The organism is Porphyrobacter sp. TH134, from assembly GCF_002855495.1.
Classification (GTDB): Bacteria; Pseudomonadota; Alphaproteobacteria; order Sphingomonadales; family Sphingomonadaceae; genus Erythrobacter.
On record NZ_PKRO01000016.1, the window covers coordinates 1 to 20,591 of the forward strand.

The following is a 20,591-nucleotide window of genomic DNA, read 5'->3' on the forward strand; positions in this document are numbered from 1 at the left end:
CACCTGACCCATCGACCGCTCCAAAGCACACTCTTAAGAGCACGCTTAAGAGCGCTCGCTGCCTAACCAGGCAAGGCGGCCCCCGCCGGATGGATACGGCGTAGCCAAGGGCCATGGCAGTTTCCTCAACTTCGAGTTCGGATCACCGTCCCTCGTTGTTCACGACCATCCATCGCGCAACCGCCGCACCGCCTATGCGCGCGGGGCTTCGAGCCTTTGGATCTATTGCTGCCATTGGCGTATCACCCGCACCGGCGAGCAGTTGTCATGGAGCGAGGATGACACGGCCTTGATCAACCGCGCAGCAGCTTACCTTAATGGACAACGGCTCGATGCAATCGCAGTCAATCCAAGCGACGGCCGCACGCACTTCCGCTTCGACCTTGGCGGAGCGCTAGAAACCTGGCCCTACGGCGATGACGCAAACGAGGAACAGTGGAGCATCTCCACTCATGGCGCCGTCTTCAGGGTCAACGCCACAAGCCACTACGAGATTGGACCGGTCGATGCTCCGCTGTCAGCCGATGGCTGGCTGCCGCTCGTCTGACCCGGCGCTGACGGCGGACGAGACCATGAGCTCTCGCCCGCGCTACCCCGCCCGCACAGTCCGCAAGAACCCGCGCACCTGATCGCCCAGATGCGCCGCTTGCGCCTCCAGTTCGTTGGCGCTGGAAAGCACCTGCGAAGCCGCTGCGCCGGTTGACAATGACAATTGCCGCACGTCCTCGATATGCCCTGCGACCTTCTCAGTCCCGCGCGCGGCAAGATCGATGCTCTGCGCCAGATCGCGGCCCGCGACTGATTGCTGGTCGACCGCGGTGGCGATCGATACCGCGGTGGATTCCAGATCCTTCACCTGCCCCGCAATTGCCCGCAGCGCCTTGACGCTGGCGCCGGTGGTGGATTGCATTGCGCGAATCTGGTCGGCGACCTTTTCAGTGGCGCGGCTTGTTTGCATGGCCAGTTCCTTGACCTCGCTCGCCACCACCGCAAACCCGCGCCCAGCCTCGCCGCCGCGCGCGGCTTCGATGCTGGCGTTCAGGGCGAGGAGGTTGGTACGCTGCGCGATGGTCTGGATCAGTTCGACGATCTGGCCGACTTCTTCAGCCGATGCCGCAAGTGCCGAGATTGTCTCATCAGCCTCGCCCGTGGCGACGGTTGCCAATCGGGCCAGTTCGCTGGATGATGCCGCCTGACGGCTGATTTCGCTGATCGACAGGGCAAATTCGTCGCTGGCGGCCGCGGCAGCTGTGGCGCCGGCATTGGCTTCCTCCATCGAGGCCGCCGCCTCGCCGGTGCGCTGGCTGGCCTCTTCGGCGCTGCTTGCCATGCGCGAGGCGGTGGTGTGCAGCTGGCTCGATGCCGCCGCAACCCCGTTCACCACATCGCCGACAGTGCGTTCAAACTGCCGTGCGACATCATCGAGCAGGGCGGCCCGCTTGGCTTCGGCCTCAAGCCGCTCACGTTCGCGCTCCTGCTGGAGTTGCAGTTCCTGCTCCACCCGCTCCGCGCGTTCACGCGACCGGTCTTCCATCCACTTGTTGGCGCGTTTGAACAGATCGAGCGCGCGCACCATCTGGCCGATCTCGTCCTGTCGGTCCGCCCCTTCGATCTGGAAATGCCGGTCGCCCGCGGCCAATTGGTTCATCCCGCCTGCGATCTCGACAATCTTGCGCGAAAAATCGCGTGACAGATAGGCCACACCCATCAGCAGCACGACAGCTCCGATCGCGGCCAGCACGCCGAGGATCAGGATCATGTTGAAGAAATAGTCGATGCCGCTGGCTTCGCGCGCTTCCCCGTTGGCGGCGATGGCAGCGGCAAGGCAGGCGCTGGCTTCCATCAGCCGGCTGCCCTGCTCGGATACCGCCTCGGCTGCGGCATTGATGTTGCCGCCACCGCGCGCCGTGTCGCTGGCGTCATCGAATGCGGTTTCAAACCGGGAGAGTTCCTGACGCACGGCGGCGGCCTGCGGGGCAAGTTCGGGAGCGTCGCGCGTCACCGCTGCTTCAAGCGCGGCGGTTTGCGTCAACACGGCGGCAGCCCCGCTGCGCTGCTGTTCGCGCAAAGCCGGGCGCGGATCATAAAGCACGCGCACCGAATGGTAGCGCAGGTCGCCCGCACGCGCCTGCAACTGTCCCGCCGCAACCAGCGTTTCCTGCATTCGCGCCGAGGCGTTGTAGCGGTTCCACAGCTCGCCAAGGCCGAGGCCGAGGACCACCACCATCAGCACGCCCACACCAAGGAAAGTGCCGAAAATCGCGTTGATCTTGCCCGACAGCGTCAGATTGCGAAACCAGCCCAGCCGGTCCAGCAGCGTGGCGCGCTGTGGGCTTTCAGCAGCAATGCTGGCCGCCGAGTCATCATCCAGATCAGTCTTGAGGTCGTGCACAAAGCCAGGAACCGCCTGTTCTTCGCGACGCTCCTGAAAGCTCATCATGTTCATGCCGCATTCCCCCGGAGTGGTGTTTCAAGCTTTTGTGAAGGATAATCCTTTCCAAAAGTTTGACTCCGTCTGGCGCGATGGGTTCAGCCGGCGCGGACCCGTGACAAAAAGCCCTGAACCTGGGTGCGCAAAGTGGCCGCCTGGGCTTCCAGACTGGTCGCGCTGGACAAGACCTGCGCGGCCGCCGCCCCGGTAGAAAGCGACAGATCGCGCACCGTATCGACGTGTCCTGCCACCTTTTCGGTGCCGCGCGCGGCCAGATCGATGCTGCGGGCCAAATCATGGCCTGCCACCGATTGCTGATCGACCGCCGTGGCGATGGAAACAGCGGTGGTTTCCAGCTGTTCGATTTGTGCCGCAATCGCCCGCAACGCGGTAACGCTGGCGCCGGTGGTCAATTGCATCGCGCGGATTTGCTCGGCCACCTTTTCGGTGGCGCGGCTCGTCTGGTTGGCCAGTTCCTTGACCTCGCTGGCCACCACGGCAAACCCGCGCCCGGCCTCGCCCCCGCGCGCCGCTTCGATCGACGCGTTGAGCGCGAGCAGATTGGTGCGCTGGGCAATGGTGCGGATCAGTTCGACGATCTGGCCCACCTCGTCAGCCGAGGCGGACAGCGCGCCGATGGTGCTATCGGCCTGCCGGGCAGAGACACTGGCAACGCGCGCCAGTTCGGCTGATGAGGCCGCCTGCCGGCTGATCTCGCCGATGGACATGGCGAATTCGTCGCTGGCTGCCGCCGCCGCCGTGGCGCCGAGATTGGCTTCCTGCATGGCGGCAGCCGCTTCGCCGGTGCGGGCGCTGGCCTGTTCGGCGGTGTTGGCCATCAGGGCGGCGGTTGATTGCAGCTGGCTGGAGGCGGCCACAACGCCGGTGACCACTTCGCCCACGGTGTGTTCGAACTGGCTGGCAATGCCCTGCAACACGCGCTCGCGTTCAAGCCGCGCCTCTTCGCGCTGCACCTGCTGGCGGGCGTGTTCGTCGAGTTCGGCCCGCGCGCGTTCGGCGCGTTCGCGGCCGAGCCGTTCAAGCCGCAGTCCGGCGCGGTGGAACACTTCGGTTGCGCGGGCCATATCGCCGATTTCGTCCAGGCGGTCTTTGCCGCTGATGGCGACATTGCGGTCGCCTGCCGCGATCCGGCTCATCTGCTGGGCAATGGCGGTCAGGGTCGCGCCGACGGTGCGGTTGAAATAGCGCTTGGCGAAAAGCGTAATCAGCGTGAGGACTGCCGCCAGCCCGATCCAGATGACCAGCAAGCGCGAGATCAGCGCGGCGCCCGTCTTGGCCATAGCGTCGGCTTCGGCGCCCAGAGTTGCGGTCATCGTCCGCGCAGCTTCGAGCACCGCGTTGCTGGTGGCCGCGATTTCAGCGGCCTGATCGCGGCGTCTGGCGGCATCGGCGGTCCGCGGATCATAGTCCGATACTTGCCGGCCCAGATCAGCAATCCCGGCGCGGATCAGCGCCAGCCGGCCTTGCGCGCCAAGGCCTGCTGCCTCGGCGCGTTCGGCAAGGGCGGCAACGCTGGCGGCGGCCTGATCGAGCGCTTCACGCGCCGCGCGCGCGCGGGCGGCATCGCCATCGGCCACCAGCAGTTCGGCATGACGTTGCCCATCGCTGAGATGCACCATCAACCGTTCGGCCTTGAGCGCCGCCTCGTGGGTGATGCGGATGCGTTCGCCTTGCTGGCCGAGTTCGATATAGCCGCCCACCACAAACAATCCGGCGAGCAAGGCAAAGCCAAGGTTCAGGCTGAAGAACAGCGTGATCTTGCCGCCGATCGGGGTCGCGTCAAACCAGCGCCGCGCCCGCAGCATCGGGGTTGTGGGCGGCGCTGCGGAGAGGGCGAGGGCGGACTGTTCGGCACTTTCAGCCTCAAGATCGAGCGCAATGTCGGAAAGCGCGCTCATGCGGCCTGGTCATCCTTGCGGTTGGCGGTGTGATTATCGGGCGCGTCAGGAGCCGCCGCCAGTTTGCGCGCCTGTTCGGCTATCAGCCGGTCGATTTCGGCTGCGGGCAGCGCCTTGTAATAAAGCCAGCCCTGGATCTGGTCGCATCCGGCCAGTCGCACCAGTTCGGCCTGTTCTTCGGTTTCGACCCCTTCAGCGGTGACGCCCATATCGAGCGCGCGGGCGAGCGCGATGCTGGAAAGCATCATTGCGCGGCTGCCGTCATCGACGCCTGCCAGTTCGACAAGGCTGCGATCCAGCTTCAGTTTTTCAAACCGGAAGCGCCGCAGAAACCCGATCGAGGCATAGCCGGTGCCGAAATCATCCAGCGCGATTCGCACGCCAAAACTGCGGATCACATCCAGCGTGCGTTCGGCCACCACCGGATCGAGCACGAGGCACGTTTCGGTCACTTCCAGTTCCAGCAGGTGCGCGGGAAAGCCGGTTTCTTCCAGCACTTCGCCCAGCTTGATCGGAAACTCGGCATTGCGCAGCTGCGCCGCAGAGATGTTGACCGACAATGTAATGTCGCCCCAGCGCAGGGCGTCGCATGCCGCCTGGCGCAGCACCCACAAGCCGAGCGGGTTGATCAAGCCCGAATCCTCGGCCACCGGCACAAACACGTTGGGGCCAAGCGGCGGGCGGTTGCCCCGATCCCAGCGCAGCAAGGCTTCGACGCCGACGATCCGCTTGTCTTCGGCGCTGACCAGCGGCTGATAGGCGAGCCGGAATTCGCCCGCGCCAATCCCGGTGCGGATATCCTCTTCGATGGCGCGCAGACGTTCGCGGCGCCGGTCGAAGCTTTCGTTGAACCAGGTGCAGCGCATCTTGCCGCCGCGCTTGGACATGTCCATCGCCACATCCGCGCGGCGCAGCATTTCGCTGGACGGCACGCGATCATTGGCGGGGCACCGGGTCAGGCCAATGCTGGCGCCGACGGTGATATGGCGGTGCTCGAGGGTCAACGGCGTGCCGAGCTTTTCCAGCAAGGTCCGGCACATCCCCTCAAGAATCGTGCCGGCCACCTTGCCCGCCATGACCGCGGCAAATTCGTCACCGCCCAGCCGGTAACATTGCGCCTCGGTGCCGCACACCTCGCGCAGCAGCTGCGCGCAGCGTTCGATCAGCTGGTCGCCGACCGCGTGGCCATAGTGGTCGTTGACCTGCTTGAAGCTGTCGAGATCGATCATCGCCAACGCGACTTCCTCGTCCCCGCGCGAGAGGTGCATGACATCTTCGTGCAGCGCCTGGCGATTGGGCAGCTGGGTCAGCGGATCGATGCTGGCACGAATTTCCAGCCCGCGAATACTGGCAATGCCGCTGCGCCCCAGAAAAAACAGCACCGCGGCATAGATCATGATGCCCGAAACCAGCACGCCGCTGCCCGAGGTGACCGCCCAGCGATCATTGAGGCTGACCGCCAGCACCAGCGCTCCGGTCATCACGCAGGCCACCACCAGCGGGATCACGACCAGCCCGGTCGGTGTCAGATGCAGGGGATGCTTCACCGTGAACACAAGGGCTCTGATTCCAAAAGCACGCCGGGACGGTGGCTTATATCCCTGTGCTAAATGGAAGCGGCTAATGAAGGGTAAAGCCCGAGGCCCGCAGGGGCCGTGAGTTGAAGGACTTACGCGCTTTTTTGCAGCAGTGGGCTGCCCGGTTGCAGGGCCGGTTGCGGGGCTGGTTCAAAAAAGCTCGCGCGCCGCGAGGTTGGCACGAAGCGATCGGTCTGGCCCACGGCGGTCTCGCCTGCGCCCAGCATCAGGAACCCATCAGGCATGACCGCGCCCGCCAGCCGGGCAAAGGCATCGGCGCGGGTGGAGCGGTCGAAATACAGCAGCACATTGCGGCACAGCACCAGATCGAACGGAATCCGGCCCGGGTAGTGCTGGCTCAGCAGGTTGTGCTGGCTGAAGCGCACCATCTGCCGCACGTTTTCGCGCACCTGCCAGCCATTGGGCGTTTCGTCGAAATGGCGCAGCATTTGGGTGACGCCCAGTCCGCGCTGCACTTCGAACTGGCTATAAAGCCCGCTGCGCGCAGCGTTGATGGCGCGGTTCGAGATATCCGTGCCGAGGATGTCGATCGTCCAGCCCTGCCAGCGTTCGGCCTGTTCGGCAAACAGCATGGCGATCGAATAGACTTCCTGACCGGTTGAACATCCCGCCGACCAGATCGACAACCGGCGCGTGCTTTGGCGGCGTTGGGCGAGTTCGGGCAGGATTTCGCCCGGCAGCTGATCGAAGGTCGGCTTGTCGCGGAAGAAATAGGTTTCGTTGTTGAGCAGCGCCTCGACCACTTCTTGCGACAGGTCAGGGCTTTCGGGGCCACGCGGCGGGGCGGCGAGCAGGCAGACGAGCTGATCGACATTGCTGATGCCGTGCGTGCGGAAAATGCCTGCGAGCGCAGAGTTCACCCGCCAGCGGCGGCTTTCGGTCAGGTGCTGACCGGTGCGTGCTTCCAGCAGGTCGGCGATGATCTGGTGCGAGGCTTCGCTGGCTTCCATTATCTGCGGCCGATCACCGCAGCAGCGGGCGCGGCGGCGAAGGCCATCACCGCGTCACCCAGCCGTTCGGGCGGGGCGATGATGCTGGCCAGCCCTGCGCGCGCAACCGCGCCGGGCATGCCCCACACCGCGCTGCTATCCGCGTCCTGCGCGTAAATCGTGCCGCCTGCGTCCACCAGATCCTTGGCTCCGATGGCGCCGTCGCGGCCCATTCCTGACAGGATGACACCCAGCGCGCGGCCATCACAGGCTTCGGCAAGGCTGGTCAGCATCGGATCGACCGAAGGCAAGCAGCCGCTTGCCACAGGCGCCGTGCTGATGCGGATGCCGAGCCCCGATCCCCGGCGCTGCACCACGATATGCCCATCGCCCGGCGCAATCAGAATGCGCTGCCGGGTCAGCATCATGCCATCAGCGGCGATGTCGGCCGGGCGCCCGCAGGCGGTCTCGATCTGGCGCGCAAACACCGGGATGAACGATGCGGGCAAATGCTGCGTGATAAGCAGTGGAAGATCAAAATCCGGGCCCAGCCGCTTCAGCATCAGGCCCAGCGAGTGGATCCCGCCGGTCGATGCACCGATGGCGACGGCCTCGGGCCGCCAGGCGCGCCGCGCAAGGGCGGGGCGCACAAATGAAGGCTCGCGCGCGGGCGCGGGCCGCACCGCGGTTTCGGCCGGGCCGCCTGCCGGGCGGCTGCCAAGCGCGCGGATCTTGCCGAGCAACTGGGCGCGGTATTCCTCGGTAAAGCCGCCCGGACGCGGTTTCAGCAGAGTATCGGCCGCACCCATCTGCAGCGCGGAGAGGGTATGTTCGGCCCCGTCCACGGTCAGCGACGATACCACCAGCACCTGCGGCCTGCCCTGGGTGGCAAGGATCGCAGGCAGGGCGCCGAGCCCGCCGATCCCCGGCATTTCGAGATCGAGCAGCACCACATCCGCAGGGTCTGCGGCCAGCTGGGCGATGGCGCGTTCCGCGCTGCTGGCCGTGCCGACAATCACCAGCGCCGGATCGCTGTCCACCATCCGCTTGAAGATCGTGCGGACGGTCAGCGAATCATCGACGATCATCACCCGGATCGCCGCGCCGGACCCTGCCATGGCGAAGGGGCGGCGCGCGTTTCCGTCAGCGGCTGAGGCTGCGGCCGGGGCGGGCGGGAAGGGGGAGCGGTTCACGCAAACCCGACAAGCTGCAACTTGATCTGCAAGGTTTCGTGATCGAAAGGTTTCATCACATATTCGTCAGCGCCGGCCTGAATGGCCTCGCGGATATGGGCAACGTCGTTTTCGGTCGTGCAGAACACCACCTTGGGCCGGTCGCCTCCGGGGCGCTGGCGCAGCGCGACCAGAAACTCGATGCCGGTCATCACCGGCATGTTCCAGTCTAGCAACACAACATCCGGCATGGCGGCATCGCAGGCGTCCAGCGCCAGCTTGCCATTTTCAGCCTCTTCCACAGCGAAGCCCAAGGTTTCGAGAATATGTCTCGAAACCTTGCGGATCACGCGGGAATCATCGACGATCAGGCATGTTTTCATGGGTGTTCCTGCGGGTTGCCACAGCAGCCTAGGACGAGTTGGTAAGCATAGGATTAAGCTGCTGCCTCGATTTCGTGGCGGGCGCTCTCTGGGCCGGCGAGCAGGGCTGGCAAATCGATCAGCAGGGCCGGGCCCACCATCGTCTCGATCATGCCGATGGCAACGCGCGACCAATCCGGGCCGAATCCGCCCGGCACCTGACCTGCTTCGCCGACGGCGGTGGTGATGTCCTCGATTCCGTCGACCAGCAGCGCATAGGAATGCCCGCCATCAGCAACCACCGCCGCGCGGTGATCGGTTGGCCATTCACCCACGTCATGCCCGGCAGCGATGCCGATCGCATGGCGGCAATCGATCACCGTCAGCGCCTGGCTGCGCAGCGCCGTGATGCCGGCAATCCAGGCCGGGGTGCGCGGAATGGGCGTGATGGTGCCGAGTTCGATCACCGATTTCACGTCCAGCGCGGATAGCGCGCAGCGGCGGCCCGCGATCTGCGCGATGACAAGCAGGTCTCCGGTCATGCGGCCTCTCCGATGGCGGTGGGAGATGCCGCGCGGTGTGCGGCGGCAAGGGCCGCCAGCAGGCCTTCGCGGTCATAGCGATAGATCGTGGCGCTTCCAGGGGGCGCATCGGGCTGATCGCGCAGGCGAATGACGTGGTCCGGCAGCGGGCGGCCCAGCGCTTCGGCCACTTCATACACATCTTCAAACAGGATGCTGATGGCGCCCTTATCGGCCTCGGCCTCAGCGACAATTTCATAACCGGCGCCGGTCACCAGCGGGGCCAGGATGGTGCGCGCCCATTCGCCGTCCGGCAGGAGGCAGCGTGGGCGCTGCGCTGCAACCGGCGGCTCGCCGTGCCGGGCGAACAATTCATGCGCGTCGATCAGCGTGACGGGCGCGCCGCCGATCAGCGTGATGGCTTCGACCAGCGGGTCTTCGGGGACGGGGTGCAGGGCCTCGGTCAGTTCGGCTGCATCCTCCACTTCGCGCACCGCATACAGCAATTCGCACGCGCCATCCGACAGGCGCAGCAAGCGCACACGGCCATTTTTCCGGTCCGGGGTCGGCCCTGCTTCGGGCAGTCCGATCAGCGGCAGGATCAGGCCGTCGATCACCATCCGGGGGCGGGCCGCGGAATGATCGATCGCCGATAGCGGCGCGGTTTCGATGCGCTGCACCAGTTCCAGCCGCACAGCGGCCCGGCGTCCGGCAAAGTCGGTGAACAGCATGGCGCGCGCCGCGGCGCGGGTGGGCCCGGCAGCCTCAGCCTCGCTCGGCCCGATCACGCGTGCACGGGCATCGGACACCAGATGATGCTGCCCGGCGATGTTGGCGACATCCAGCAGCAGCACCGGCTGGCCATCATCCAGCAGCGTCGATCCGGCATAAAGGCCTGATTTCATCACCGCAGGGGCAAGCGGTTTGACCACCAGATCGCCGTGATTGTGAATGCTTTCCACCGCCAGCGCCAGCAGCTCGCGGTTGGCCAGCCGCAGCATCACCAGCGTCGGTTCGCGCGCGGCCATCGCATCGGTATCAAGGCCCAGCACCTCGCCCAGCATCAGGCACGGCACGCGGTTGCCGCGGAAGGTGACCAGCGCGGTTTCGCCCATCCGGGTCAGATCCAGCGAGCGGGCCGAACCCTGCACGATTTCCTCGACATAGGATTGCGGAATGGCAAAGCGATGGCCCGCAACCTCAACCGTCAGCCCGGCAATGATGCTGAGGGTCAGCGGGATCTGGAGCGTAAAGGCGGTGCCATGTCCCGGAACGCTGGCCACCTTGATGCTGCCGCCGACCTTTTCGAGGTTCTGGCGCACCACATCCAGCCCGACCCCGCGCCCTGAGACATTGCTGACGGTCTCGGCTGTCGAAAAGCCCGGTTCAAAGATGAGGTTGAGGATCTTGTCGCGCGGCAGCGCGGCGCGTTCGGCCGGGGTGACAAGGCCGGTGGCGATGGCCTTGGCGATGATGCGCTCCTCGTCCAGCCCGCGCCCGTCATCGGACAGGACAATGCTGATGGTGTTGCCCGATTGGCGCGCGGCAATGGTGATGAGGCCGATTTCGCGCTTGCCATTGGCCAGCCGGGCCGACGGCGGTTCAAGCCCGTGGTCGATCGCGTTGCGGATGATATGGGTCAGGGGATCGCGGATCGTCTCGATCATTTCGCGGTCGAGTTCGACATCGCCGCCATCCAGATCGACCATCACCTGCTTGCCGAGTTCGGCGGAAAGATCGCGCACCAGCCGGGGCAGCGCGCTGAACAGGGTTTCGATCCGCTGCATCCGCATCCGGGTGATCGCATCGCGCACATCCGACAGGATGGTGGTCAGCCGTTCAAACGGGCCGTCGATGGTCGGCTGATTGCCGGCCTGGCGCAGCCGGTGCGCCAGATCGTTGCGCGCCAGCACCATGTCGGAAACGCCGCTCATCACCCGGTCGAGCAATTCGACCGGCAGGCGGATCGTGCGCTGGCCTGCGGGCGAGGGATCGCTGCGTCGGTGGGGTGCGGCCTGATCGTCGCCGGCGGCAAGCAGGGCATCGGCGGGCGCGTGCAAAGGCAGGTTAGACCCCTGCTTGACCCCATCCAGCCCCGGCTTGCCTGCGGTTTCCTGTGAAACATCCAGCTCGGCAATCAGGGCTGCGTCTGCGCCGTCGGGGCCAAAGGACGCAAGGTCTTCGCCCGCTTCGATCACGTCGATCATCTGGGCAATGCGGTCGATCACCGCCAGAACGGCGGACACCAGCTGCTGATCGGGCTCACGCCGCCCGGCGCGGCAATCGGCCAGCGCGTCCTCTGCCGCATGGCTGAGGCTGGCGAGGCGCGGAAAATCGAAAAAGCCGCAATTGCCCTTCACGGTGTGGACGAAGCGGAAGATCGTATCCAGCCGCGCGCGGTCAGCCGGATCGGCTTCCCACGCGACGAGTTCACCGCCGGAAGCCTCCAGCATTTCGCGGGTTTCGGCGATGAAATCCGCCAGCAGATCATCCATCAGAAGCGCGCCCTCTTGCCGCCTTGAAAGGCTGGCTATGCGGCACGGTTGGTTAATAATGGCCTAGCGCGCGGCCTGCCCCTTTAGCTGGACAGGCGAGCGGCGCACAAAGATATGCCGCACCAGCAGCACCGCCGAGACACCGCCAAACACATTGGCCGCCAGTTCAGCGGTGTAGATTGCCGATGATCCCATGCCGGGGCGCAAGAATAGCGCTGCTGGCAACATCACCAGAAACACCCGCGCGACCGATTGCAGCAGCGCAAAGCTCGCCTTGTCGACCGCGTTCATGATTCCGTTGCCCACGATCAGCAGACCAAAGCCCGCATAGCCCCAGGCGGCGATATGCAGATAGGCGGCGAATTCGGCGATCACGGCGGGATTATCGGTAAAGATGCTGGCAAAGCGCTCTCCGGCGGCCACCATCGCGACCGCGACGAGCAGACCCCAGGCGACACAGAAGCCTGCCGCATAGAGCGCCGCCTCGCGCGCCCGGTCGATCCGGCCCGCGCCCCAGTTCTGCCCGACGATCGCCCCGATGGCGCCCGACAGGCCGAGCAGCGGGACGATCACGAAGCTTTGCAAGCGCCCCGCCGCGCCAAAGCCTGCCACCGCCGCTTCGCTTTCCAGCGCCACCAGCGATGTCAGAATGGCAAGGCCCAGCGGGTTGATCGCATTGGAGAATGCTGCCGGCAGCCCGACGCGGATAATCGCTTTCGCCGGGTCGATCAGGCTGCAATCGCGCAGCAAGGCGAGGTTCAAAGGCAAGGGCGTCCCGCGCAGCAGCACCAGCGCGGTCAACACCCCGATCCCCCAGCCGATCACCGTGGCATAGGCCGATCCGGCGATGCCATAGCCTGCAAAGCCAAACGCGCCGGTAATCAGCACCGGGTTCAAGACCCAGTTGGCCGCCGCATAGGCGATGCTGACAATGCTCGTCCGCTTGGCTTCTCCCTGCCCGCGCAGGACGCCGTTGAAGCCCATGATGGCCAGGCTCAAGGGAAAGCCGCAGGCATAGGGGGTCATATAGGCGCGGATCAGCGGCATCAGTGCAGGCGGCGCGTTCATCGCGGTGAAGATCGGATCGATCAGCAGCCACAGGGCCAGGCCCATCACCAACCCGCACAGGATGGCGAACACGATGCCGAAATTGGCCCGCCGCGCCGCACGCTCGAAATCGCCTTCGCCCAGCGCGCGGGCAACGACCGAGTTGATCCCCACCATCACGCCGACGCCCAGCGAAGTGCTGGCGACGGCCACCGGAAAGATGAAGCTGATCGCGGCGAGCGGCGCGCTGCCCAATTGGCCGATGAAATAGGCGTCCACGATCCCGATCGACATGATCGCGGCGACGCCGATGACCGCGGGCAGGGTCTGACTGACCAGATGCCCGGGAATGCTGCCGCTGACCAGTTTCGCAGAAGATAGAGCGGGCGCATTCATTGTCGCCAAGGCCTAGCGGCAGCCCTCGTCGCTTGCAAAGCATTCCCTCAGCGTGCGATAGCTTGTGCCAAGGACAGACGGAGAGGATCAGCCATGGCAACCCAGCTCAAACCGACAATTGAATGTAGCAAGGAAGAGTGGCAGGCGCGGCTTGACCTCGCGGCGTGCTACCGCATTTTCGATCACCTCGGCTGGTCGGAATCGATCTATAACCACATCTCGCTGAAGGTGCCGGGGGAGGCTGATACCTTCCTCATCAACCCCTTTGGCCTGCTGTATTCGGAAGTGACCGCCAGCAACCTCGTCAAGATCGATGTCGAGGGCAATAACGTGGGCGGTTCGCCCTATATGGTGAACAAGGCGGGCTTCACCCAGCATGGCTATTTCCACAAGCATCTGGGCGCGCGCGCCGATGCGATCTGCCATGTCCACACCACCGCGACGATGGCGGTGGCGAGCCACAAGGACGGGCTGCTGCCGACCAATTTCTACGCCTGCAATTTTCAGGGCCAGATCGGCTATCACGATTTCGAAGGCATCACCGTGCGTGCTGAGGAAGGCGAGCGGCTGGTGCAGAACCTCGGCAATCATTCGATCCTGATGCTGCGCAACCACGGCCCGGTGGTGATGGACCGCACGATCCAGGGCATGTTCGTCAAGATGTGGGCCTTGCAGCGCGCGTGCGAGATTCAGGTGGCGACGCTGAGCATGGGCAACCCCGTGCTCGTCCCGCAAAGCGTGGTCGATGTCCACCAGCGCGATCTGTCGGTGATGAGCGGGCAGGGCGGCGCAGGCATGTTCGATTTCGAGGCGTGGAAGCGCCGGGTCGACAAGATCGACGATAGCTGGCGGCAGTAAGCCTTTAGAGAATCGCCATGTCGCGCATGACCGTCAACGAACGGCCCGTCCAGTTTGACCTCGATCCGCGCATGCCGCTGCTATACGCGCTGCGCGAGGCCATGAACCTCACCGGCACCAAGGCCTGTGGCGGCGGGCCCCAGTGTTCGGGGGCCTGCATGGTGCTGGTCGACGGGGTGGCGCTCAGATCATGCGCGATCACGCTGGCCGAGGCCGAGGGGCGGCTGATTACCACCATTGAAGGGTTGAGCCCGGATCGGTCGCACCCGGTGCAGCAGGCGATGGTGGCGCAGCAGGCGATTCAGTGCGGCTATTGCACGCCGGGCATCGTCATGGCGGCCGCCGCCTTGCTGCAGCGCAATCCTGCGCCGACGCGCGCGGATATTGACGCCGCGATCCCCAATATCTGCCGCTGCGGGGTCTATCCGCGGCTGATCAAGGCGGTCGAGCAGGCGGGCCGCGTCGCGCAGCGGCAGGAACGCATCAGCGCCGCGCCCGCCCCCGGCATCAGTTCTGAAGACGCAGCCAAGGCGGTGCCCGCGCTGCGGGTTCCGGCGGCGCCCTGAGAAAGAGACAGCGATGAAGGTAACGATCTGGCACAACCCGGCATGCGGAACGTCGCGCAAGACGCTGGCGATTCTGGAGAATCTCAGCCGGGTCGATGTTACGGTAGTGGAATACCTCAAGACCCCGCCTACCGCTGCAAAGCTGGCCCAGCTTTACAGGGACGCCGGAATCACCCCGCAGCAGGGCCTGCGCCTGCGCGACACTGACGCGGCGGAGCGCGGCCTGCCGGATGCCGATGATGCCACGGTGCTGGCCGCCATGGTGGCCGACCCGCTCCTGATCGAGCGGCCGTTGGTGGAAACCGAAAAAGGTGTCAGGCTGTGCCGGCCGCAGGATGTGGTGCTGGAGATACTCTAGGCCAGCGCAGCTATTCGAAAGCCTCCCGCTCTGCGGTCAGCAGCTTATCGGACTGCAGTTTGAACCAGCCGTAGATCAGCACGATCACGCACAGCGCCACGATCAGTCCGAAGCCGAGCCAGTCCGAATGGCCGTACAGCCACACGCCAAGCGCCGGTGCGTAGATGTAGCTTGCGCCGGCGAGCGAGGCGACGATGCCGCTTGCCTGCCCTTGCTCCGCCCGCGACACGGCGAGCGAGGTGCCCGAGGTGGTGCCCGGCCGAAACAGACCGAAGCCCAGCGATGCGATAGCATAGCCTAGCGCAATGAGGTGCAGATCGCCTGCCACCGCCAGAATAACCGTGCCCAGTGCGGCCGTGGTAATCCCCCACAAGGTCGCCGCGCGCGGGCCGAGGTCGAAGCGCGGGATCAGGCCCCATTGTGCCAGCAGCGTGGCAATCGCCCCGCTCATCAGCACCAGCCCCACCGGTCCCGCGCCGTCGGCAGGCGTATCGCGCAGGCCCAGCCGGTCGAGCACCAGGAAGCCCGAAATCCCCAGCACCATCGCCTGCGCGTGGCCGCCAAAAAAGCCTGCGAACACCCAGGGCCGCAGGCGCGGGTCGCGCCAGCTGAGGCGCGGCGGCTCGGCGGCGGTGTCATCCTGCTCGGCCGGCTCCTGCGGGTCGACCGGCGCGCCTGATCCGCTCGAATAGGCGACCGCCTGACCGCGCGCGGCATATTGCGGCTCGTCATTCGGCAGGCGCAGCCGTAGCAGCACCAGCGCGATCACGCCGATCGCGGCAAAGGCCAGAAACGGACCCGTCAGGCCGAGGCCAAGGAATGGCACCACCATCAGCGGGGCGAGCGCCGGGCCGATCACTGTGCCAAGGCCAAAGCTCGATGCGATCAGGGACAAGGCCTGCGTGCGTTCGCTGCGCGGCGTGCGCGAGGCGACATAGGCCTGCACGGCAGGCGGCGCGGCGCTGCCGAACCCGCCATACAGGCTGCGCGCCGCGGCAAAGGCGATCAGCGTCCACAGCGCCGATAGCCAGCCCGAAAGGCCCGCCCACAAGGCCGCGCCGCATAGCACGAAGGAAATGATGAACCCGGTCAGCCCCAGCGCCATCATCGCCTTGCGCCCGCGCTGGTCAGACCGCCGCGCCCAGAACGGCGCGCACACCACCCACAAGAGCGCCGACCAGCTATAGGCGAGGCTGATCCACACATCGGCCACGCCCAGCGCGGTTCCGATCGACGGCATGACCGATTGCATGGCGGTGTTGCCCGCCGCCGTCACCAGCATCACCAGAAACAGCAGCGCCATGCGTCCCGGCGGGATCGCAGCGCTTGGCGTTTGGCTGATTTGCGCCGCTTCCGGTTCGGTCAGAGCCACGCCGCGCCTATTCGAATGTCGCTGCCAGACCTTCGGGTGAAAGCCCCGCCAGCTGGCGATGGATCGATGCGATCACAACCAGAAAGATCACACCGATGCCGCTGTTGACCGCCGCACTGACCACGCCGTTGCCGACCAGAGCGATTTCGGACCCCAGCGCGGCAAACACCACGCCAAGCAGGCCCGATACCAGCGCGGCAATGATCCCGATCGTGAAAAACAGCAGCAACAAGAACAACGCGATCCGAATGCTGTTGCCCTTGGTCAGCCGCCACGACCGCGTCAGCGCGCGCAGCGGACCTCGTTCGCCTTCGATGGCAATCACCGGCGCCAGCAGCGAAAACTTCATGAAGGCGTAGATGGCAAACAGCACCAGCACGGCGCCCGCCAGCAGCGTCACAATCGGCGAGCCCACCGCTGTCAGCACGCCAAGCGGGATACCGACGGCGAGGGCGATGGCAAAGGCACTGAGCAGCTGCGCGATCAGATAAGCCGGGCTGCTTTTGACCCCGGCCACCAGCGCTTCGCCCACAGTCGGGCGGCCGCGATCCGCCAGCAGCGCTAAAAGGCTGAGCGAACCGACAAACTGGATGATGCTGAGCGCGGCGATCAGCGGCCAGTTGTCGGCATACATGGCCGACATCTGGTCGAGCATCGCCTGCATTTGCGCTGCCTGATCGCCGCCGCTGCCAGCAGGCGGGACAGCGGCGGTCGCTGCCATTTCCGGCATCAGCAGCGATGCGGCGAGCGATGGCAGGAAGAAGAACAGCCCGGCGATTGCACCAATTGTATCGCGGTTGGCTCCGATCAGGCCGGTCGCCTGCGTCCAGGCCTTGCCCATGTCGAGTTTGGGGTTTGCCATCTCTTGTCTTTCCGATCCCGTTGGTAGCCACGGCGCTGCATCACGCAATCGCCTCTTGATCTCGCCGTTCAATGCCCCCACCGCTGCGCCATGGCAAGTATTGCTCCCACCCCCGGCGCTGCATTACCGATTGAATGGCGGCGCGAGATCGCTCAGGTCCCCTATGCCGCCGCGCTGGCGGAAATGGAGGCGCGCAATGCTGCGGTCTTTGCGGGTGATGCGGCGGAGCTGGTCTGGCTGCTCGAACATCCACCCGTCTACACTGCGGGGACCAGCGCCGATCCGGCCGAACTGGTCGATCCGCGGTTTGAGGTGATCGAGGCCGGGCGCGGCGGGCGTTACACCTATCACGGGCCGGGCCAAAGGGTGGGCTATCTGGTGCTGGACCTCGCCCGGCGCGGCAAGGACGTGCGCTGTTTCGTCCATGCCATCGAAGGCTGGGTGATTGCCACGCTCGCCACGTTCGGGGTGGAAAGCTGGCGGGCAGAAGGCCGGGTCGGCATCTGGACCAAGGACATTGACGGGCGCGAGGCCAAGATTGGCGCGATCGGCGTGCGGGTGCGGCGCTGGGTGACGATGCACGGCTTTTCGGTCAATCTTGATCCTGATCTGGCCCATTTCGGCGGGATCGTGCCTTGCGGGATCGCCGAATATGGCGTGACCAGCCTCGCGCGGCTGGGCCTCGATGTCAGCCCTGCGCAATGGGACGCGGCCCTGATGGCGGCCAGCGATGATTTCCTTGACGCATTGGACGCGGCGGCGAAAAGAGCGTGTTCATGAAACCCGCCGCTTTGCTTGTTCTGACGCTGTGCCTTGCCGCTTGCGAGGAACAGGCCGCTGCGCCTGCCGCGCAGGGCGGTGCCGCCTCGGGTGAAGTGCTGGAAGGATCGATCAGCGATGCGATGATCCCGCTCGATCAGCTGGAATCGCAAGCCCCGCTCGCCCCGCGTCAGGCGGTGCCGGTGGGCGATGTCGATTCCCAGCAGCCCGAAGTCACACCTGTGCCGGGGATCAACGACGTGCCCCAAAGCCAAGGGGCCGAAGCAGCGCCTGCTGCCCCGGCCCCTGAACCTGCGGAGTAAGGCCGCCGCTTACTCGGCGGCTTCGGCCTGTTCCTCGGCCAGCGTCGGGTAATCGACGTAGCCTTCGGCAATCGGGAAATACCAGCTGCGCGGCACGTCCTTGTTCGGGTTCCAGTGCGCGCCGGCCGCGATCCGCTTTTCCAGATCGGGGTTCGAGATGTACGGACGGCCAAAGCTGACCGCATCGCACTTGCCCGATTCCACATCGGCCACGGCTTCCTCGGCGGTGTAATCGCTGTTGAGGATCAGCACGCCGGTGTAGATCTGGCGGATCAGCGGGCTTTGCTTGGGTACATCGGTGTTGCCGAAGGTGCCATTCGGGCCGGGCTCGCGCAGTTCGACGAAGGCAAGACCCAGTTCCTCGCACACCTTTGCCGCCGCGCCGAAGGTCGCTGCCGGATTGCTGTCATCAGTGCCCTGCGAATCGCCATTGGGCGACAGGCGGATGCCCACGCGGTCCGCGCCCCACACATCGATCAGCGCTTCGAGCACTTCGCGCATGAAGCGGGTGCGGTTTTCGGGGCTGCCGCCGTATTCATCGGTGCGCAGGTTGGTCTTGTCGCGCAGGAACTGGTCGATCAGATAGCCATTCGCAGCGTGCAGCTGCACCCCGTCAAAGCCCGCCTTCTTGGCATTTTCGGCGGCGCGGCGGTAATCGGTGATGGTGCGCTGGATGTCCTCACGGGTCATTTCGCGGGCCTGCGCGTAAGGCAGCTTCCCTTGCGGCGTGTGCGCATCGCCCGGCGCGGTGGTGGCGCTGGCGGAGAAGGGCGGCTGACCATCCAAGAACACCGGATGGACGATGCGGCCCATGTGCCACAGCTGCATGACGATCAGGCCGCCTTCTTCGTGGACCGCCTTGGTGGTGGCCTTCCAGGCTTCGGTCTGCTCGTCCGACCAGATACCCGGCGCGCTCGGCCAGCCAAGGCCTTCGCGGCTGATCCCGGTCGCCTCGGTCAGGATCATGCCCGCGCCCGCGCGCTGGCGGTAATACGTCGCCATCAGGTCGTTGGGGACGAACATCGGTTCGGCCGCGCGCCCGCGGGTGAGGGGGGCCATGTGGATGCGGTTCTTGGCATGGAGCGCACCCATTTTGAGCGGCTGGAACAATACGTCGTGCATATGTGGGTAATCCTCATCGGTCAGTTGCGATTGGCTATCCACTTGGGGGCGACATGGCTAGGGCGCAAGCATGGAAAATGACGGCCCAGCCCAAGCAGAAGTTGTCAGCATCGCCGAAACGCGCCCGGCGGCATGGCTGTTGCTGGCGGCGCTGCTGGGCGGGAATATCGCGCTGGCACTGGGCCCGTGGTTCGTGCGCGAAGCGGATACCGGGCCGGTCAGCGCCGGGTTCTGGCGGATGTTTCTGGCGCTGCCCTTTCTGGCGGCGCTGGCCAAGGCGAACGGCCAGCGTTTGGGCGGCATGGGCGCAAAGGCGCTCGCGCTGGTGGCGCTGGGGGCCGTGACCTTCGCGCTTGATCTTGCCAGCTGGCATATCGGGATCGGCATGACCCGGCTGGGCAATGCGACGCTGTTCGGCAATGCCGGGTCGATCGTGCTGTTGTTCTGGGGGTTTTTGGTGGCGCGCACGCTCCCGCGCGGACTGGAATGGCTGGCGATCATCTTTGCGTGTGCCGGGGCCGCGATCCTGATGGGGCGCAGTCTTGAGATTTCCAACGCCACACTGATCGGCGACCTGTTCTGCCTCGCCGCAGGGCTGCTTTACGCGGTGTACCTGCTGACGCTGCAAGGCGCGCGCGGGCAGTTCGGATCGTGGAGCCTGCTGGTGTGGGTCAGCCTGTTCGCCTGTCCGGTTCTGCTGGGAATTGCGCTGCTGCTGGGCGAGCCGGTGTGGCCGAGCGCGTGGGGGCCGGTGATCGGATTGTTCATTGTCAGCCAGCTGATCGGGCAGGGGCTGATGGTGTTTGCGCTCAAATATTTCTCGCCGCTGGTCGTGGGCCTGGCGCTGCTGACCCAGCCCGCGGTCGCCTCGCTCTATGGCTGGCTGGTGTTTGGCGAGGTGTTGTCGGGGCTGGATATTGCGGGGATGGTGCTGGTGGGGGCGGCACTGGCGGTGAGCAGGGCGAGAGCCTAAATCCGTCACCACAGCGCAAGCTGGGGCCTAGGGCGGCTATGCGTTGAGCGTGAGGTAAAGATCATCCCAAGACGGGTTCTGCTTTTCGATCGCCTCGATCTTCCACATCCGCTGCCAAGCCTTGATCGCCTTTTCGCGGGCGATGGCATCTTCGATGGTCGGGTGATGTTCGACATAGACCAGACGGGTGCAATTGTAGCGTGCTGTAAACGCGCCGCCCTTGCCTTCGCGGTGTTGCGAGATGCGGGCCGGCAGGTCGCTGGTCACGCCGGTGTAGAGCACACCGTAGCGCTTGTTGGTCATGATATAGACGTAGCCACCCCGCGCTATTTCAAGAGCTTAGCATAAGGCTGCCCTAGGCCCCAGCTTTCGCTGGGGTGACGAAGTTAGAAAACGTCATGCCAGCGAAAGCTGGCACCTAGGGCGGCTATGGCACCAAGAGTCGTTTTTGGTGGGATCTTGCCGATGAGGTGAGCAAGGAGTCCGAGCCAAGGATGACCGGCTACGATCAGAGCGAGGGCGATTGAG

At 65.4% G+C, this 20,591-nt stretch carries 20 protein-coding genes; 7 read left to right on the plus strand and 13 right to left on the minus strand.

Translation table 11 applies throughout. The features are described 5' to 3' along the window. The first annotated feature begins 289 nt into the window (after nt 1–289). Nucleotides 290–547, plus strand: coding sequence for a hypothetical protein (locus C0V72_RS08640; RefSeq protein ID WP_143704552.1), 258 nt, complete (start codon nt 290–292; stop codon nt 545–547). Nucleotides 548–589: 42 nt separating this feature from the next. On the opposite strand, the gene C0V72_RS08645 is transcribed toward C0V72_RS08640, so the two are convergent. From C0V72_RS08645 to C0V72_RS08685, 9 genes are all read right to left on the minus strand, one after another. Continuing rightward, nucleotides 590–2,446, minus strand: a complete 1,857-nt coding sequence (locus C0V72_RS08645) for a methyl-accepting chemotaxis protein (RefSeq protein WP_101793642.1) — start codon at nt 2,444–2,446, stop codon at nt 590–592. Between the two features lie 83 nt (nt 2,447–2,529). Next, nucleotides 2,530–4,350: a methyl-accepting chemotaxis protein gene (locus C0V72_RS08650; protein ID WP_233999857.1), complete on the minus strand. Its 1,821-nt coding sequence runs from the start codon at nt 4,348–4,350 to the stop codon at nt 2,530–2,532. Next, nucleotides 4,347–5,897 carry a putative bifunctional diguanylate cyclase/phosphodiesterase gene (locus C0V72_RS08655; protein WP_233999858.1) on the minus strand — a complete coding sequence of 517 codons (1,551 nt, stop codon included), beginning with the start codon at nt 5,895–5,897 and terminating at the stop codon, nt 4,347–4,349. The genes C0V72_RS08650 and C0V72_RS08655 overlap by 4 nt, the downstream gene beginning before the upstream one ends. 122 nt (nt 5,898–6,019) lie before the next feature. After that, a complete protein-coding gene (locus C0V72_RS08660) occupies nt 6,020–6,898 on the minus strand; it encodes a CheR family methyltransferase (protein ID WP_101793645.1) in 879 nt (292 codons plus the stop codon). Then, a complete protein-coding gene (cheB, locus tag C0V72_RS08665) occupies nt 6,898–8,070 on the minus strand; it encodes a chemotaxis-specific protein-glutamate methyltransferase CheB (protein ID WP_233999859.1) in 1,173 nt (390 codons plus the stop codon). Before cheB ends, C0V72_RS08660 begins: the two co-directional genes overlap by 1 nt. Next, complete coding sequence (locus C0V72_RS08670) at nt 8,067–8,432, minus strand: response regulator (protein ID WP_101793648.1); 366 nt, start codon at nt 8,430–8,432, stop codon at nt 8,067–8,069. Before C0V72_RS08670 ends, cheB begins: the two co-directional genes overlap by 4 nt. A 53-nt stretch (nt 8,433–8,485) precedes the next feature. Then, nucleotides 8,486–8,953 carry a chemotaxis protein CheW gene (locus C0V72_RS08675; protein WP_101793650.1) on the minus strand — a complete coding sequence of 156 codons (468 nt, stop codon included), beginning with the start codon at nt 8,951–8,953 and terminating at the stop codon, nt 8,486–8,488. Next, entirely contained in the window at nt 8,950–11,427 is a 2,478-nt protein-coding gene (locus C0V72_RS08680) for a chemotaxis protein CheA (protein WP_101793653.1), read from the minus strand. The genes C0V72_RS08675 and C0V72_RS08680 overlap by 4 nt, the downstream gene beginning before the upstream one ends. Before the next feature lie 63 nt (nt 11,428–11,490). Next, complete coding sequence (locus tag C0V72_RS08685) at nt 11,491–12,870, minus strand: MATE family efflux transporter (RefSeq protein WP_101793658.1); 1,380 nt, start codon at nt 12,868–12,870, stop codon at nt 11,491–11,493. A 93-nt stretch (nt 12,871–12,963) separates the two neighbouring features. Between C0V72_RS08685 and C0V72_RS08690 the strand changes: the two genes are divergently transcribed. Genes C0V72_RS08690 through arsC form a run of 3 tightly spaced genes read left to right on the plus strand, consistent with a single transcriptional unit; the run spans nt 12,964 to nt 14,652 of the window. Beyond that, entirely contained in the window at nt 12,964–13,728 is a 765-nt protein-coding gene (locus C0V72_RS08690) for a class II aldolase/adducin family protein (RefSeq protein ID WP_101793660.1), read from the plus strand. 17 nt (nt 13,729–13,745) lie between these two features. After that, nucleotides 13,746–14,294 carry a (2Fe-2S)-binding protein gene (locus C0V72_RS08695; RefSeq protein WP_101793663.1) on the plus strand — a complete coding sequence of 183 codons (549 nt, stop codon included), beginning with the start codon at nt 13,746–13,748 and terminating at the stop codon, nt 14,292–14,294. 13 nt (nt 14,295–14,307) lie between these two features. Then, nucleotides 14,308–14,652: an arsenate reductase (glutaredoxin) gene (gene arsC, locus C0V72_RS08700; protein WP_101793666.1), complete on the plus strand. Its 345-nt coding sequence runs from the start codon at nt 14,308–14,310 to the stop codon at nt 14,650–14,652. A 10-nt stretch (nt 14,653–14,662) separates the two neighbouring features. Here arsC and C0V72_RS08705 read toward each other — a convergent pair whose 3' ends face one another. Together C0V72_RS08705 and C0V72_RS08710 are read right to left on the minus strand one after the other, a co-directional pair. Continuing rightward, on the minus strand, nt 14,663–16,024 hold the full coding sequence (locus C0V72_RS08705) for an MFS transporter (protein WP_442792570.1): 1,362 nt from the start codon (nt 16,022–16,024) through the stop codon (nt 14,663–14,665). Between the two features lie 7 nt (nt 16,025–16,031). Next, nucleotides 16,032–16,886: a glycerophosphoryl diester phosphodiesterase membrane domain-containing protein gene (locus C0V72_RS08710; protein WP_101793669.1), complete on the minus strand. Its 855-nt coding sequence runs from the start codon at nt 16,884–16,886 to the stop codon at nt 16,032–16,034. A gap of 90 nt (nt 16,887–16,976) precedes the next feature. On the opposite strand from C0V72_RS08710, the gene lipB reads away from it, so the two are divergent. Then, on the plus strand, nt 16,977–17,666 hold the full coding sequence (gene lipB / locus C0V72_RS08715; protein ID WP_172438966.1) for a lipoyl(octanoyl) transferase LipB: 690 nt from the start codon (nt 16,977–16,979) through the stop codon (nt 17,664–17,666). Beyond that, a complete protein-coding gene (locus C0V72_RS08720; protein ID WP_101793672.1) occupies nt 17,663–17,968 on the plus strand; it encodes a hypothetical protein in 306 nt (101 codons plus the stop codon). Before lipB ends, C0V72_RS08720 begins: the two co-directional genes overlap by 4 nt. A gap of 9 nt (nt 17,969–17,977) precedes the next feature. On the opposite strand, the gene C0V72_RS08725 is transcribed toward C0V72_RS08720, so the two are convergent. After that, nucleotides 17,978–19,090, minus strand: coding sequence for an alkene reductase (locus C0V72_RS08725; protein ID WP_101793792.1), 1,113 nt, complete (start codon nt 19,088–19,090; stop codon nt 17,978–17,980). Between the two features lie 70 nt (nt 19,091–19,160). On the opposite strand from C0V72_RS08725, the gene C0V72_RS08730 reads away from it, so the two are divergent. After that, a complete protein-coding gene (locus C0V72_RS08730; RefSeq protein WP_101793675.1) occupies nt 19,161–20,063 on the plus strand; it encodes a DMT family transporter in 903 nt (300 codons plus the stop codon). 36 nt (nt 20,064–20,099) lie between these two features. On the opposite strand, the gene C0V72_RS08735 is transcribed toward C0V72_RS08730, so the two are convergent. Continuing rightward, on the minus strand, nt 20,100–20,393 hold the full coding sequence (locus C0V72_RS08735; protein ID WP_267893428.1) for a GIY-YIG nuclease family protein: 294 nt from the start codon (nt 20,391–20,393) through the stop codon (nt 20,100–20,102). Nucleotides 20,394–20,591: the final 198 nt, after the last annotated feature.

Bases quoted from the DNA above. Each gene is read 5' to 3' on its own strand.
- C0V72_RS08680 (WP_101793653.1), bottom strand. From the start codon at position 11,427: ATGGATGATCTGCTGGCGGATTTCATCGCCGAAACCCGCGAAATGCTG.
- C0V72_RS08690 (WP_101793660.1), top strand. From the start codon at position 12,964: ATGGCAACCCAGCTCAAACCGACAATTGAATGTAGCAAGGAAGAGTGG.
- C0V72_RS08660 (WP_101793645.1), bottom strand. From the start codon at position 6,898: ATGGAAGCCAGCGAAGCCTCGCACCAGATCATCGCCGACCTGCTGGAA.
- C0V72_RS08695 (WP_101793663.1), top strand. From the start codon at position 13,746: ATGTCGCGCATGACCGTCAACGAACGGCCCGTCCAGTTTGACCTCGAT.
- C0V72_RS08645 (WP_101793642.1), bottom strand. From the start codon at position 2,446: ATGAACATGATGAGCTTTCAGGAGCGTCGCGAAGAACAGGCGGTTCCT.
- C0V72_RS08685 (WP_101793658.1), bottom strand. From the start codon at position 12,870: ATGAATGCGCCCGCTCTATCTTCTGCGAAACTGGTCAGCGGCAGCATT.
- arsC (WP_101793666.1), top strand. From the start codon at position 14,308: ATGAAGGTAACGATCTGGCACAACCCGGCATGCGGAACGTCGCGCAAG.
- C0V72_RS08730 (WP_101793675.1), top strand. From the start codon at position 19,161: ATGGAAAATGACGGCCCAGCCCAAGCAGAAGTTGTCAGCATCGCCGAA.
- lipB (WP_172438966.1), top strand. From the start codon at position 16,977: ATGGCAAGTATTGCTCCCACCCCCGGCGCTGCATTACCGATTGAATGG.
- C0V72_RS08720 (WP_101793672.1), top strand. From the start codon at position 17,663: ATGAAACCCGCCGCTTTGCTTGTTCTGACGCTGTGCCTTGCCGCTTGC.
- C0V72_RS08650 (WP_233999857.1), bottom strand. From the start codon at position 4,350: ATGAGCGCGCTTTCCGACATTGCGCTCGATCTTGAGGCTGAAAGTGCC.
- C0V72_RS08710 (WP_101793669.1), bottom strand. From the start codon at position 16,886: ATGGCAAACCCCAAACTCGACATGGGCAAGGCCTGGACGCAGGCGACC.
- C0V72_RS08670 (WP_101793648.1), bottom strand. From the start codon at position 8,432: ATGAAAACATGCCTGATCGTCGATGATTCCCGCGTGATCCGCAAGGTT.
- C0V72_RS08675 (WP_101793650.1), bottom strand. From the start codon at position 8,953: ATGACCGGAGACCTGCTTGTCATCGCGCAGATCGCGGGCCGCCGCTGC.
- C0V72_RS08725 (WP_101793792.1), bottom strand. From the start codon at position 19,090: ATGCACGACGTATTGTTCCAGCCGCTCAAAATGGGTGCGCTCCATGCC.